Origin of the sequence: Bacillus atrophaeus, assembly GCF_039519175.1 — a bacterium.
Classification (GTDB): Bacteria; Bacillota; Bacilli; order Bacillales; family Bacillaceae; genus Bacillus; species Bacillus atrophaeus.
Window position 1 is genome coordinate 4212796 of the sequence record NZ_CP154443.1, and the last position, 14233, is coordinate 4227028.

Genomic DNA, 14233 nt, shown 5'->3' on the forward strand with positions numbered 1-14233 from the left:
ACACAAAAAACCCCCAGACTCTACAGCCCGGGGGTTTTCTTCTTATGAATGAATATTGATATTTTTAAATTCTTCAGTTAATAAAGGAACGACTTCAAACAAATCACCGACAATCCCGTAATCCGCAATTTTAAAAATTTCAGCTTCCGGGTCTTTATTAATCGCAACAATAACCTTACTGTTCGACATTCCCGCCAAATGCTGGATGGCGCCAGAAATACCGCATGCAATATAGAGATCTGGTGTAACGACTTTGCCAGTCTGCCCGATTTGCAGCGAATAGTCACAGTAATCAGCATCACATGCGCCCCGCGATGCGCCTACAGCGGCTCCTAAAACATCGGCAAGCTCTTGAAGGGGCTGAAAGCCTTCTTCGCTTTTGACTCCCCGGCCGCCGGCGACAATGATTTTAGCTTCTGATAAATCGACGCCTTCTGCGGTTTTTTTGACCACATCCTCAATGATCGTACGCAGATCGGCAATGGATACCTGAACGCTCTCTATGTCGCCTGACCTGCTTTCGTCTTTTTCCAAAGCTTCAATATTATTCGGCCTGATGGTCGCGAACATAAAAGCGTCTGTAGAAATAACGCGTTCAAATGCTTTTCCTGAATAAATCGGCCTCGTAAACACCACATTCCCTCCGGTAACGCTTACATCGGTGGCATCAGAAATCAGACCGGTTTCGAAGCGAGCGGCGAGTTTCGGCGACAAGTCCTTCCCCATTGCCGTGTGCCCCATTATGACGGCATCTGGTTTTTCTTGTTCAATGATTGTACGCAACGCTTGACTGTAGCCGTCTGAAGTATAGTTTGCAAGCTGCGGGTCCTCTGCGGTCAGAACCTTATCCGCTCCGTAATGAATGAGCTGAGGCGCATGATTGGAGACGTTATCTCCGATGAGTACGCCGATGACTTCGCCATTATCAGAAACGGTTCTGCCTGCTGAAATGGCTTCAAAGGTCACATTCCGCAATTCACCGTCTCGAATTTCTCCCAATACGAACACTTTTTTTCCCATCCTAACATCCCCCTGTTTCATTGAATATACGGTTTGCTGGCATTCTAAATGACTTTGGCCTCACTGCGAAGCAATGATACAAGCTCTTTTGCCTGCTCAGCCGGTTCTCCTTCTAAAAGCTTGCCGGCTTCTTTTTTCGGCGGAAGAAAACGCTCGATCGTTTTAATTTTTGCAGAGACATCGTCCTCGTCTAAATCCAGATCGTCAAGTTCAAGCTCTTCAAGCGGTTTTTTCTTCGCTTTCATAATTCCCGGAAGCGACGGGTAGCGTGGTTCGTTTAAGCCTTGCTGTGCGGTGACAAGCAATGGAAGCGATGTTTTTATTTTTTCGACATCCCCTTCTACGTCTCTTTCCGCGTTTGCGTCTTTGCCGTTAATCTCAAGCTTCGTAATCGTTGTTACATAAGGAATATTCAGCAATTCAGCCAGCCGGGGCGCCACTTGCCCAGAGCCTCCGTCAATTGCTACGTTTCCGCCGAGAATCACATCGAATTCCTGATCTTTCATATAGTGATACAAAATCGTGGACACTGCATATTGGTCCGGTTCTTCCAGATCATCCTCAATATTGATCAAAACCGCTTGATCACATCCCATCGCAAGCGCTGTGCGAAGCTCTTTTTCAGCCTCTTCCCCGCCCACGGTGACAGCGGTGATACTTCCCCCGTGCTGTTCTTTTAGCTGCATCGCTTCTTCGATTGCGTATTCATCGTACGGATTAATGATAAATTCCGCTCCCTCATCCTGAATCTTTCCTGCTTCAATGGCGATTTTTTCCTCAGTGTCAAACGTCCGTTTCATCAGTACAAATAGATTCATGATCATATCCCCTTTGCCGCTGCTTTTTTATTCGCCTCTGAATTGAGGCTTTCTTTTCTCAAGAAACGCTTGGATTCCTTCTTTAGCGTCCTCTGATTCAAACGCTTCTCCAAACCTTTTCGCTTCAAGCTTCAGGCTGCCGTCATAGGAGTACACCTTGTTTGAATACAGCAGCTCGATGATTGCTGCCATCGTTTGCGGGCTTTTTTCTGCAAACTTTCCGGCAAGAGCCTTTGCTTTTTCAAGCACTTCTGTTTCATCTTTGGCGCCGATTGACACGAGGCCGAGATCAAGTGCCTCCCGTCCGGTAATCGGTTCTGCCGTTCCCATCATTTCAAGCGCTTTTGCCGGTCCTACATACCGCGGCAGCCGCTGTGTACCCGCAAATCCCGGAATGATGCCGAGATTCAGTTCCGGAAGCCCAAGTTTGGCGTCTTCGGCCGCAATCCTGATATGGCAGGCCATCGCCAGTTCCAGTCCTCCTCCTAAAGCGGCCCCGTGAATGGCAGCAATAATCGGTTTGGAGAAACTTTCAATCCGCTCCATCAGCTGTTGGCCGCGATCCGCCAGAAGCGAGGAGTCTTCACTCGATCTGAGTGAAGTAAATTCTTTAATATCAGCGCCGGCCGAGAAAAACTTGCCCTCTCCGTGTATAATGATACTTCGCACATTCGCGTCGGTCTCAAATTGATCGAGGCAGGTTGACAGTTCGTCTAAAATGCGGCTGGAAAGCGCATTTGCCGGCGGATTGTTAATTGTCACTACAGCAACAAATTGATCGACTGCTAATGATATGGTATTCATATGACAGACCTCCTTTTTATTCTTTATGAAATCCGAATACTAATAAGTCTAATACTTTGTCCGCCAGGGAGGTAAGATCGTATTTTTGATCGTTCATCACCCATGTCGTCACTGTTTCATCAATTGTTCCAAAGACCATCTGCCGGGCGAGGCGAATATCGAGATTTTTCTTAAATTCACCTGACTCGATTCCTTCTGTCAGAATCGATTCTAAAATATTTAGATAGCCTTTTAAAATATCATTAATTTTCTGCCGGAGCTCTAAATTGGACTGGCGGAGCTCAAGCTGAGTCACAATGGCGAGATGGCGGTCATCTGCGAGCAGTGAAAAGTGCTTCGTGATCACCAGTGCGAGCTTTTCTTTCGCAGTCTGTTTTCCTTTGATTTCCTCTTCCATACGCTCAATGAATTGTCCCATTTTTTCTTTAAAGAGTGAAATCAATATATCTTCTTTGTTTTTAAAATAAAGGTAGATGGTGCCGTCTGCGACTCCCGCTTGTTTTGCAATCTTGGAAACTTGTGATTGGTGGTAGCCGTTTTCCGCTATTACTTCTACTGCTGCGTCAATAATCTGCATATACTTGGGTCGTTTTTGTTTCAATGGTCATCGTTCCTTCCTATCTAAATGAATGACTATTCATTCATACCCTTATGATAAAAAGGATTTCTTGCTTTGTCAAGTGATTCCTTTCTTTATGTACCGCCGCCTGACTGAAAACGGACGGCGCTGTCTGTTACGTGATGCGGTTATAATTCGCAGTGTCTTCGTCTGCGACCAGATTTCTTCTTAAAATTTTACCGACTGCGGTTTTCGGAAGCTCCGCTCTGAATTCATACAATTTCGGCACTTTGTAGGGAGCGAGGCGGGCTCTTGCGAAAGCATCCAGCTCAGAAACATCGGCTTTTGCGCCCTTCTTTAATACAACAAATGCTTTGACTGTCTCTCCCCTGTACGAATCGGGCACGCCCGCTACGACAATCTCTTGGATCGCTTCGTGTTCGTACAGCGCCTCTTCGACTTCGCGCGGATAAATATTATAGCCGCCTGCAATAATGACATCCTTTTTCCGATCAGCGATATAGAAAAACCCCTCTTCATCCATATAGCCCATATCCCCGGTGAACAGCCATCCGTCTCTGAGCACCGCAGCCGTTTCTTCGGGATTATTCCAGTAGCCCTTCATAATTTGCGGGCCTTTTACAATGATTTCCCCATGTTCATACGGCCCGACGAATGTGCCGGTTTCTTCTGAGTATATACCAGCATCTGTATTCGGCCAAGGACAGCCGATGCTGCCGGATTTATTTTTTCCCCATAGAAAATTGGAATGTGTGACAGGGGAAGCCTCGGACAGACCGTATCCTTCGACAAGCTTGCCGCCCGTTACTTTTTCGAATTGCTGCTTCACCTCGACAGGAAGTGCCGCCGACCCGCTGAGACAGCTTTTAATGGAAGACAGATCATAACGCTGCAGATCGGGATGATGCAAGAGCCCGATATAGATTGTCGGCGCCCCCGGAAACAGCGTCGGCTTTTGTTTGTCAATCGTTCTGAGTGTGGCCTGCGGATCGAACTTAGGCAGAAGAATCATTTCATAGCCCATTTTCATTGATAAATTGAGAACGGCGGTTAAACCGTATACGTGAAAAAACGGGACGACACCAAGCACTTTTTCGGTCCCTTTTCCCATTTTATACATCCAGGCCGCAGACATCTCGGTATTTGCCTGAATGTTTCGGTGAGTGAGCATGACGCCCTTGGGCGCGCCGGTCGTTCCCCCGGTATATTGAAGAACGGCGATATCATGCTCCGGATCAATCTCCGGTTCAAACACGAGCTCTGATTCCTCCGGCTTTAACACGGACGCAAACGTGTGAATGTTCTCATTTTCGTGATAATCAATATACACTTTTTGCTTTTGGGTGAGCGGATAGAGGATATTTTTCGGAAACGGCAAATAGTCCTTTATGCCGCTCACAATGATATGCTCCACAATTGATAACGTTTTCATTTTTATCGCTTTCGGAAAGAGCAAATCAAGTGTGATGATCATTTTTGCCCCGCTGTCTTTGAGCTGATATTCCAGCTCATGTTCCGTGTATAGCGGATTCGTTTGTACGACGATGCCCCCTGCGTATAAAACGCCGTAATAAGAAATGACCGATTGCGGGCAGTTCGGCAGCATAACAGCCACTCTGTCTCCTTTTTCCAGGCCGTTTTTTTGCAAAAAGGATGCAAGCTTCAAAGCGTCTTTGAACACGTCTTGATAGGTGAGTCTTTTTCCGAGAAAATAAATGGCGGTTTGTTCAGAGAATTGTGCGGCGGAGTTTGTCAGGATGGATTGCAGCGTTTGATTGGGAATATGAAGTTCATGCGGGATGTCATCAGGGTATTCAGAAAGCCATGGCTTTTCAGACTGCATAAAACCTCTCCTTTCTGTTTTGGGTGCGCCCTATTATTATATCAGATGATTGCTTAAAAAAGGAAAAAGAAAGGCAAAACCTCACCTTTCTTTCCTTACGCTATAATGAACAGATAAATAAGACCGATTAACAAAAAAAGTCCCGCTGCCGCGAGCAGCATTTTTGCAAGCTTTTCCATTCATTCCTCGCCCCTTATATACCGGCTGCCACAACAAATGAGAGCCCGACGGATATGACAAATGAGATAAAGCCGACAGCCCGGTTATCGTTCTCGATTTCTTTATCAATTTTAAAACGCGGCGTCAGAAATTCAAAAATAAAATAGCTGACAAGCAGCATAATAAAACCGTATACGCCCCAACCGATCATTTGCAAAAGAGAATTGTGCTGCGCAATGGAGTGCTGAAACACATTCGCAATCCCCAAAATTTTTCCTCCGGTTGCCATTGCCACGGCGAGATTCCCTTTTTGGATTTCTTCCCAGTTTTTATAGGTTGTCACCAGCTCAAAGATACTCAAAAAGAGAACGAGGCACAGTACGGCCACACTGTAATAAGCGGCGATTTCAACAAGCTCGTTTTCCCAAAAATCACTCATGACGATACTCCCTTTTATTTTAATTCAACAATGGTAATTCCGGATCCGCCTTCTCCCGCTTCACCGAATCGGGAGTTCTTCACACTGCGGTGGTTTTTTAAAAGGTCTTGTACCCCTTTTCTTAAGGCGCCGGTTCCTTTGCCATGAATAATGGACACTCTCGGATAGCCGGCCAGAACCGCGTCATCTAAATATTTTTCGACCCGGCTGAGGGCATTTTCGTAGCGTTCTCCGCGCAGATCCAGCTCCAAGGCCACATGGTAATCCTTCCCTTTGACCGCAGCGATTGTTTTTTCCTTTTTAGGTTCAGGAGAAGATTTCATAAACTCTAAATCTTTTTCTTTCACTTTCATTTTGAGAATGCCGATTTGGACATTCCATTCGCTGCTGCCTGTTTTTTCGAGCAAGGTTCCTTTTTGTCCGAAAGTCAGCACCTTCACTTCGTCTCCCGGCTTCAGCTCGCGTTTTTCTTTTTTCTGTTTTGACGGCTGCTTTGATTTCTCAAAGGCGGGCACGGCGTCTTCCAAGCGTTTTTTGGCGTTGATCAGCTCATGGTCCTTGAAGGATTTATGTTCTGATTTGATCAACCGCAGCTCTTGAATGATGTCTTCCGCTTCTTTTGTCGCCGCATTTACTTTTTCAATCGCTTTTTGTTCCGCTTCTTCAAGCAATTTATCTTTTTTGCTGTTCAGCTCAATAATTTGCTGTTGTAGTTCTTTGTGAAGCTTTTCCGCTTCTTTTCTGATTGATTCTGTTTCTGAAAGCTCTGCTTCCGCGCGCTTTTTGCTATGCTCAAGAGAGGCAATCATCGTATCGACTTCGTTATGCTCGGCCGTCATTTCTGATTTCGCTTGTCCGATAATATGCTCTGGAAGGCCGAGACGCCTTGAGATTTCAAAAGCATTGCTTCGCCCGGGAACACCGATTAAGAGCTTATAGGTCGGCGACAGTGTTTCAATGTTAAATTCAACGCTTGCGTTCATGACGCCGTTTCGATTATACCCGTATGCTTTTAATTCGGGATAATGGGTTGTCGCAATAACTCTGGCGTTTGTATGGTGCACCTCATCGAGAATACTCATCGCAAGCGCCGCGCCTTCTTGCGGGTCCGTCCCCGCTCCAAGCTCGTCAAACAGCACAAGGCTGTTTTCATTGACACGCTCTAAAATGCCGACAATATTCACCATGTGGGATGAAAAGGTACTTAAGCTTTGTTCAATCGACTGCTCATCGCCGATATCCGCAAATACATGTTCAAAGACCGCCGCTTCCGATCCTTCTTCCGCAGGAATATGAAGGCCGGACTGCGCCATGACCGTTAACAACCCGAGTGTTTTTAAAGTAACGGTCTTCCCTCCGGTATTCGGCCCCGTAATCACGATTGTCGTGAAGTCGCCGCCCAGTTCAATGTCATTGGCAACGACTTGTTCTGGCGGGAGCAGCGGATGGCGCGCTTTTTTCAAACGAATAAAGCCCCTGTCATTGATAAGCGGTTTTGTTGCTTTGGATGCTTTGGCGTATTTCGCCTTTGCAAAAATGAAATCCAGCGTTTGCAGCACTTGCAGATTTTGAAAGAGCTCATGCGTGTGTTCTGCCGTATGCTCTGTCAGCTCCCGCAAAATTCGTTCGATCTCCTGTTTTTCTTTTACTTTCGCCTGCTGAAGAGAGTTATTCATATCGACAATCGCCTGCGGTTCAATGAATAGTGTCGCGCCTGAGGAGGAGGTGTCATGGACGATTCCTCCGTAGCTGGATCTGTATTCCTGTTTCACCGGTATAACAAATCGGTCGTTTCGAATGGTGACAATCGTATCCGACAGCATTTTAGACGCGGACGAGGAACGCAGCATAGAATCGAGGCGGTCTCTGATTCTTGACTCCAGCGTTCTGAGCTGGGTACGGATGCCTCTTAATGTTTCTGAAGCATGGTCGAGCACTTCACCGTAATCATCGATACACGAATTAATTTCCCGCTCTAATTCGGACAATCCGATTAATTGTTCCGTATATTGATTCAGGAGAGGAATCTCTACACCGTCCTCATACATTGACCCGAGGAAATTCTTCATCTGTTTCACGGCATACAGCAGCCCTGAAATGTCCCGGAATTCCGCAGGGCTCAGCACGCTGCCGATTTCTGCGCGTTTTAAGGCGGCTCTGATATCTGTGACTCCGCCAAACGGAGCCTGTCCTCTCAGACGGATGACACTAGAAGCCTCGTCAACTTCCTCCAGCTGTTTTGTAATCTCTTCTATCGCCGTTGAAGGTTTTAATTCAAGGAGCTTCTCTTTTCCAAGCGAAGAAGCCGCATGCTGGATAACCTGTTCTTTAACTTTATGAAATTCAAGCGATGATAAAACTTTCTGCTGCACGGTTGTGTGAGCCTCCTTACTTAATCGTTGCGCTTCAGGAATGCCTTTACCTCTTTAAGTGACCGGGCATTTAAGACATGTTTCTTTTCAGTCCAGCCTTTGCGCGCGGCGGTTACGCCGGTTTTCATATCATTCAGCATATCTATATTATGGGCATCGGTGTTGATCACCAATGTAACCCCATTGTCATTCGCCTTGATTAAATGCTCTGTCCGCAAATCGAGCCGCGCGGGATTCGCATTTAATTCCAAAGCCGTATTTGTTTTTTTCGCAAGTTCAATCAGCTGGTCGATATCAATCTGGTAGCCTGCCCGTCTGCCGATCAGACGCCCGGTCGGATGCGCGATAATATCTACATGCTTACTCGTCAGGGCCTGTTCGAGCCTTTTCATAATGACGTGCTCCGGCTGGTTAAAGCTTGAATGAATAGATGCGATGACAAGGTCCATTTCTGATAACATGTCATCGTCATAGTCAAGCGTCCCATCAGGAAGGATATCCATCTCGACACCTTTGAAAATATGGAAGTTTTCAAATTCAGCGTTCAGTGCGTCAATTTCCTTTGCCTGCAGCCGCAGCCTTTCCGCCGTCAGCCCGTTTGCGACTTTCAGATATTGTGAGTGATCGGTAATCGCCATATACTCATAGCCTTTTTCCATACAGGCTTTCGCCATTTCTCTGATGGAAAACGCCCCGTCGCTCCATGCCGAGTGCATGTGAAGGTCTCCCTTTATATCATGCGTCTCTATCAGTTCAATCCCATCATGATAGGTGTCCACCTCTTGTCCGCTCTCACGAATCTCCGGCGGAATCAGCGGCAAACCGAAATGCGCGTAAAAGGCCTGTTCACTCGGAAAAGTTTTAACCTCTCCGGTTTCGACTGTTTCCACGCCGTATTCACTGATTCTTTCGCCGCGTTCCTTGGCAATCTGGCGCATTTTAATGTTATGGTCCTTTGAACCGGTAAAATGGTGAAGCGTTGTCGGAAACTGTTCCTCCGTGACAAGGCGGAAATCCACACTCGTTTCATATTCAAAAGAAAGAATGACAGAAACCTTGGTGTCTCCGCTTGCGATGACACTCTTAATAGTTGGAAGCTTCAGCAGCTGCTCTCTTACTTCGGCGGGATTGTCAGTCGCAATAATATAATCAAGGTCTTTTACTGTTTCTCTCGCTCTGCGGAGGCTTCCGGCCCGGGAAAATTTGATAATGTCCGTAAAACCGGACAAGTGCTCTTCAATTTCACCAGCCACACTGAGCGCGTAGCCGATCGGAAAGCGTTCAGGCTGTGTGCCAGCTTCTCCGAGCGCCTGCAATATTTTCTCTTCGGTTTTTTTACCGAATCCGGCAAGGCCTTGGACCTTCTGCTGCTCGCATGCTTCTTTCAGCGAGTCAGCATCATGAACGCCCAGCTCTTTATAAAGCTTGGCGATCTTTTTCCCGCCCAGCCCCGGAAGTTTCAATAAAGGAACCAATCCTTCCGGAACTTCTTCTTTCAGCTTCTCAAGAGTGCCCGACGTCCCTTCATCTATATACTCTTTGATGACGCTGTATGTTCCTTTCCCTATGCCTGAAAGCGACATCATATTGTCCATTTCCGACAAACTGCGGTCATCCTGTTCTAAAGCGGCCGCCGCTTTTCGAAAGGCGGCTATTTTAAACGGGTTGTCCCCTTTTAGTTCCATGTATACTGCAATCGTTTCAAGCAGATTAATAATATCTTTTTTATGCATTTTACAACCCCCAGACATTCACACGTTTCCTGCTTCTCATCATACAAATTTTTTTCATATGGCACAACAAACTTACAATACAAAACCGCTTTAAAAAAACTTCTCCGGGCAAGAGAAGTTTTTATCCGCCGTATTGCGCCCACAGCTCTTGTACAAGCCCTGACAAATACGGTGTATGGTGTATAATGACGTTTGCCAGAGACGATTGCCCCATCATTTGCTGAACGGCATCCACAGGAAGAACCGATGCCACATAAAGCAACACAAACGTAAATAGATAGATTTCCAAAAAGCCGAGAACCGCGCCAAGCGCTTTATTGATTTGTTTAATAACGGGTATACTCGCGACGATATTTAAGAACGACCCGATGATTCTGAGCAAAATTTTGGCGATAATGAATAGAATCACAAACGCGATCGCATTATAATACGCCGTTTCCAAATTCCCCGAGAAAAAGGAGAGCGCCTCTTGGCCCCCGGTAAAATCAGGCGCGGGTATCCATTTCAGATTCGGCGCTACATTTTTGTAAAAAAGCGCCGCGAACGCAATCGAGAGGATAAAGCTCGTTAAATAAATAAATTGAAGAATAAATCCTCTCCTCAGTCCCATAAATGTGCCCATCAGGAGCAAAATCAAGATGATGATATCTATCATAGTTGTTCAATCCTTTTCTTTAAGCTGACGCTCCAGTTTTTCGTATTCCTCTTTTAATTTAATGTAATCATGCACAACATTTACCGCCGTCAGCACAGCGAGTTTATTTATATCCAAATATGGATTTTTTTCATTCATTTCTCTCATTTTATCATCGACAATTCCAGCCACATGCCGCATGTGCGCCTTGCTTTCTTCACCGATAATGGTGAAGTGCTGACCGTAAATGTCAACTGTCGTTTTCGCTTTTCTGCCGTCAGACAACGTTTCTCCTCCATTCCGTGAGAATCCTAGTTCTTATCATACCATGTTTATCAATTGAATGGAAAGACGAGCCTCGCACTGTTATGATACACTGGTATATACAGTGAAAAGTGTAAAAAAAGGAGATTGCTACGTGTCCCATTCAGTGATAAAAGTATCAAAATCTGTTATTGAACAAATGAGAGCGTCTTATGGTAGCTCTCTTAGCCCATCTGTCCCTCAGGGAGCCGTTTTTCAGGCAAAGCCCCCCGGCTGTACCATTACAGCTTATCAATCCGGCAAGGTTTTGTTTCAGGGAAAAAACGCCGCCGCAGAATCCGGACGATGGGGAACTGCAGAAGTTCAGAAGGAAAAAAAGACAGCCGTAAAAAAAACGGCAGATCCGCGCTACGTACCGCCTCAAACGATCGGAATGATGTCAGTCATCGGCTCTGATGAAGTCGGGACAGGCGATTATTTCGGCCCTATGACTGTCGCTTGCGCGTATGTTGATAAATCCAAGCTCGCTTTAATGAAGGAACTCGGTGTAAAGGATTCAAAACACTTAAAGGACCCGCAAATTATCGAAATCGCCAAAAGCCTGATCAAAACCATTCCCTACAGCCTGCTGATTCTGAACAATGAAAAGTACAACAAGCTGCAGGAAAAAGGCATGAGCCAGGGAAAAATGAAAGCACTCCTGCACAATCAGGCAATCGGACATCTATTAAAAAAAATGGACGGCATAAAGCCGGAAGCGATTCTCATTGACCAATTCGCAGAGCCTAGCATTTACTTTAAGCATCTGGCCGGCAAAGACATCGTGAAAGAACGCACTTATTTCAGCACAAAAGCGGAGGGCATTCACCTGTCCGTCGCCGCTGCCTCAATTATCGCGAGGTACTCCTTCTTAATGGAGATGGATAAACTCTCGCGCGAAGCAGGAATGGTGATTCCCAAAGGAGCCGGCCCGCACGTTGATGAAGCTTGCGCAAAACTGATTTTGAAAAAAGGAGAAAGCGCGCTCAGAACGTTTACAAAGCTTCATTTTGCAAATACACAGAAGGCGAAGCGCCTTGTTGAGCGTAAACGATGACCGCATAAAAAAGCTTGCAGATTTCTCTGCAAGCTTTTTATTTAGCCTCTTAAAACAGCCTGATACGTGTCTTCCAAAGCTTTCAGCACTTTTTCATGCGCTTTTGTCACTTCTTCTTCAGTCAATGTTTGTTCAGGGTTTAAGTATTGAAGCGAGAAGGCGACGGATTTTTTGCCTTTTTCCATATGCTCACCTTCGTATACATCAAAGACGGATACTTCTTTCAGAAGCTTTCCTCCCGCTTCTTTAATGACACTTTCAAGCTGGCCGCTTGAGATGGCTGTGTCTGTGACGAGCGCGATGTCACGTGTAACGGATGGATATCTTGGAATAGCCGTGTACACAACAGGCTCTGTTTCCGCTGTTAACAGCGCGTAAAGGTCAAGCTCGAATACATATGTTTCTTTCAAATCAAGTTCTTTTTCCATTGTCGGATGCACTTGGCCGATAAAACCGACCAGCGAGCCGTTCAACAAAATATTCGCTGTCCGGCCGGGATGCATGTTTTTACGCTCTGACTGTACAAATTCAATGCTCGTAAGCATATTTAATTTATCTAACAGCCCTTCTACGATCCCTTTCACCACATAGAAATCAACCGGCTTTTTCTCGCCTTGCCATAGATTTTTATGCCACAATCCGGTTACCGCTCCCGCGACGCGTTCTTTCTCCACCGGCTTTGTGTTCTCCTCCTTCGTTAAGAACACGGAACCTACTTCGTACAGCGCTACTGAATCAGTCTGTCTCGCCAAGTTGTAAGAAACGGATTCAAGCAGATTCGGAATCAAGCTGTGTCTGAGAATGCTTCTTTCTTCACTCATCGGAAGAGACAGCTTGGTGTGAAGTGATTTTTCAATCGCAAATGCGGCTGCTTTTTTTTCATTGGTTAATGAGTATGTCGTCGCTTGTGATAAGCCCGCTCCTTCAAGGAAACGTCTGACTTTTCGGCGTTTCGCCTGATATGGCGTCAATCCGCCTGTCGTTCCCTCCGTTTCAGGAAGTGTCGACGGAATATTATCATAACCGTACAGTCTTGCCGCTTCTTCAATAAGATCCTCTTCGATTTTAATATCGCCCCGGCGTGAAGGAACCGTTACAATCAGCAGGTCTTGTGCTTCTCCGACTGCAAAGCCGAGCCTTTGGTAAATGCTGATCATTTCTTCTTTGCTGATTGTCATGCCGAGCACATTGTTGACTTTTTCAACAGAAACATGAATGTTATTGGCTTCGATTGTCAAATGGTTTTCTTCCGCTGTGCCTGACAGAACTTCTCCGCCTGCATACAGATGGATAAGCTGCGCTGCACGTTCAGCGGCAAGCCGGACACGCGCCGGGTCGATTCCTTTTTCAAATCTTACGCTTGATTCGCTTCTCAGCCCAAGATCTTTAGACGCTTTACGGACCGTCTGTCCATTGAAGTATGCGGCTTCTAGCAAAATCGTGGTTGTATCGTCCCGAACCTCTGATTCCGCTCCGCCCATAACGCCTGCCACAGCCTGGGCTTTTGATCCGTTTGTGATGACAAGGTGATCTGCGGAAAGCTTTCTTTCTTGATCATCCAGCGTGAGAAGTGTTTCATTTTCAGCCGCCTTTCGAATGACAACTTCCTTTGAGCCGAAGCGGTCATAATCAAAAGCGTGGAGCGGCTGACCGTATTCCAATAGAACAAAGTTGGTAATGTCAACTACGTTATTGTGCGGGCGGATGCCTGCATTCATAAGCTTTGTCTGCATCCAAAGCGGTGACGGAGCAATTTTTACATTTTTAATGATTTTTGCCGTATATAACGGATTCGCTTCCTGGTCTTCAATTTTCACTGAAATATAGTCAGCTGCTTTTTCAGCACCTTCTGCATAATCCGTTTGCGGAAGTTTGACCTCAGCTTCTAAAATCGCCGCGACTTCATATGCGACACCAAGCATATTCATTGCGTCTGCGCGGTTTGGTGTAAGTCCGAGCTCTAAAATCGCATCGTCAAGCTGAAGGGCGGCTAATGCGTCACTTCCCGCTTCCGCCTCATTCGGAAAAACGAAGATGCCTTCCGCATATTCCTTCGGCACAAGCTTGCCCTCAACGCCAAGCTCCTGAAGAGAACAAATCATTCCGTTTGACTCTTCACCGCGCAGTTTCGCTTTTTTAATTTTAAAATTGCCCGGAAGCACCGCACCGACTGTCGCGACGGCAACTTTCTGCCCTTTCTCGACATTTGGCGCTCCGCAAATGATTTGTACAGGTTCGTCTGCGCCGATATCCACAAGACACTTATTCAGCTTGTCAGCATTCGGGTGCTGTTCGCGTTCAAGCACATGTCCGATGACAACGCCTTTGATGCCTTCTCCCTTGTACTCGATGCCTTCTACTTCAATACCTGTTCTCGTAATTTTTTCAGCAAGAACAGACGGGTCCATGCCTTTTAGATCAACATAATCTTCTAACCATCTATAAGAAACAAACATCCTTACATCCTCCTC

12 protein-coding genes are annotated in these 14233 nt (G+C 46.1%); 1 reads left to right on the plus strand and 11 read right to left on the minus strand.

Annotated elements, in window-relative coordinates; genetic code table 11:
- Window positions 1–42: 42 nt before the first annotated feature.
- From AAHT65_RS21270 to zapA, 10 genes are all read right to left on the minus strand, one after another.
- On the minus strand, window positions 43–1020 hold the full coding sequence (locus tag AAHT65_RS21270; protein WP_343310782.1) for an electron transfer flavoprotein subunit alpha/FixB family protein: 978 nt from the start codon (window positions 1018–1020) through the stop codon (window positions 43–45).
- Window positions 1021–1064: 44 nt separating this feature from the next.
- Window positions 1065–1838: an electron transfer flavoprotein subunit beta/FixA family protein gene (locus tag AAHT65_RS21275; RefSeq protein ID WP_061572624.1), complete on the minus strand. Its 774-nt coding sequence runs from the start codon at window positions 1836–1838 to the stop codon at window positions 1065–1067.
- A 27-nt stretch (window positions 1839–1865) separates the two neighbouring features.
- Window positions 1866–2642 (minus strand): enoyl-CoA hydratase, encoded by a 777-nt coding sequence (locus AAHT65_RS21280; RefSeq protein ID WP_061670275.1) that lies wholly within the window; start codon window positions 2640–2642, stop codon window positions 1866–1868.
- Between the two features lie 16 nt (window positions 2643–2658).
- Window positions 2659–3243 carry a TetR/AcrR family transcriptional regulator gene (locus AAHT65_RS21285; RefSeq protein ID WP_106360437.1) on the minus strand — a complete coding sequence of 195 codons (585 nt, stop codon included), beginning with the start codon at window positions 3241–3243 and terminating at the stop codon, window positions 2659–2661.
- A 133-nt stretch (window positions 3244–3376) separates the two neighbouring features.
- A complete protein-coding gene (locus tag AAHT65_RS21290; protein WP_010789418.1) occupies window positions 3377–5065 on the minus strand; it encodes a long-chain-fatty-acid--CoA ligase in 1689 nt (562 codons plus the stop codon).
- A gap of 193 nt (window positions 5066–5258) precedes the next feature.
- A complete protein-coding gene (locus AAHT65_RS21295) occupies window positions 5259–5663 on the minus strand; it encodes a DUF350 domain-containing protein (protein ID WP_003325177.1) in 405 nt (134 codons plus the stop codon).
- 14 nt (window positions 5664–5677) lie between these two features.
- Window positions 5678–8035, minus strand: a complete 2358-nt coding sequence (locus AAHT65_RS21300) for an endonuclease MutS2 (RefSeq protein WP_343310784.1) — start codon at window positions 8033–8035, stop codon at window positions 5678–5680.
- Window positions 8036–8055: 20 nt separating this feature from the next.
- Window positions 8056–9768, minus strand: coding sequence for a DNA polymerase/3'-5' exonuclease PolX (gene polX, locus AAHT65_RS21305; protein WP_199680947.1), 1713 nt, complete (start codon window positions 9766–9768; stop codon window positions 8056–8058).
- Window positions 9769–9889: 121 nt separating this feature from the next.
- Window positions 9890–10423, minus strand: a complete 534-nt coding sequence (locus AAHT65_RS21310) for a CvpA family protein (RefSeq protein ID WP_003325174.1) — start codon at window positions 10421–10423, stop codon at window positions 9890–9892.
- A gap of 6 nt (window positions 10424–10429) precedes the next feature.
- A complete protein-coding gene (gene zapA, locus AAHT65_RS21315; protein ID WP_003325173.1) occupies window positions 10430–10687 on the minus strand; it encodes a cell division protein ZapA in 258 nt (85 codons plus the stop codon).
- A gap of 133 nt (window positions 10688–10820) precedes the next feature.
- Here zapA and rnhC point away from each other — a divergent pair, with 133 nt between their 5' ends.
- Entirely contained in the window at window positions 10821–11762 is a 942-nt protein-coding gene (gene rnhC, locus AAHT65_RS21320) for a ribonuclease HIII (RefSeq protein WP_343310786.1), read from the plus strand.
- 41 nt (window positions 11763–11803) lie between these two features.
- Here rnhC and pheT read toward each other — a convergent pair whose 3' ends face one another.
- The gene (gene pheT / locus AAHT65_RS21325; protein ID WP_088117710.1) at window positions 11804–14218 is read right to left on the minus strand and encodes a phenylalanine--tRNA ligase subunit beta; all 2415 of its coding nucleotides are present in this window, start codon (window positions 14216–14218) and stop codon (window positions 11804–11806) included.
- Window positions 14219–14233 lie beyond the last annotated feature (15 nt).

Excerpts from the sequence above, each read along its gene's own strand:
- AAHT65_RS21270 (WP_343310782.1), bottom strand. The coding sequence starts at position 1,020 with ATGGGAAAAAAAGTGTTCGTATTGGGAGAAATTCGAGACGGTGAATTG.
- AAHT65_RS21275 (WP_061572624.1), bottom strand. The coding sequence starts at position 1,838 with ATGAATCTATTTGTACTGATGAAACGGACGTTTGACACTGAGGAAAAA.
- AAHT65_RS21280 (WP_061670275.1), bottom strand. The coding sequence starts at position 2,642 with ATGAATACCATATCATTAGCAGTCGATCAATTTGTTGCTGTAGTGACA.
- AAHT65_RS21290 (WP_010789418.1), bottom strand. The coding sequence starts at position 5,065 with ATGCAGTCTGAAAAGCCATGGCTTTCTGAATACCCTGATGACATCCCG.
- AAHT65_RS21295 (WP_003325177.1), bottom strand. The coding sequence starts at position 5,663 with ATGAGTGATTTTTGGGAAAACGAGCTTGTTGAAATCGCCGCTTATTAC.
- polX (WP_199680947.1), bottom strand. The coding sequence starts at position 9,768 with ATGCATAAAAAAGATATTATTAATCTGCTTGAAACGATTGCAGTATAC.
- AAHT65_RS21310 (WP_003325174.1), bottom strand. The coding sequence starts at position 10,423 with ATGATAGATATCATCATCTTGATTTTGCTCCTGATGGGCACATTTATG.
- pheT (WP_088117710.1), bottom strand. The coding sequence starts at position 14,218 with ATGTTTGTTTCTTATAGATGGTTAGAAGATTATGTTGATCTAAAAGGC.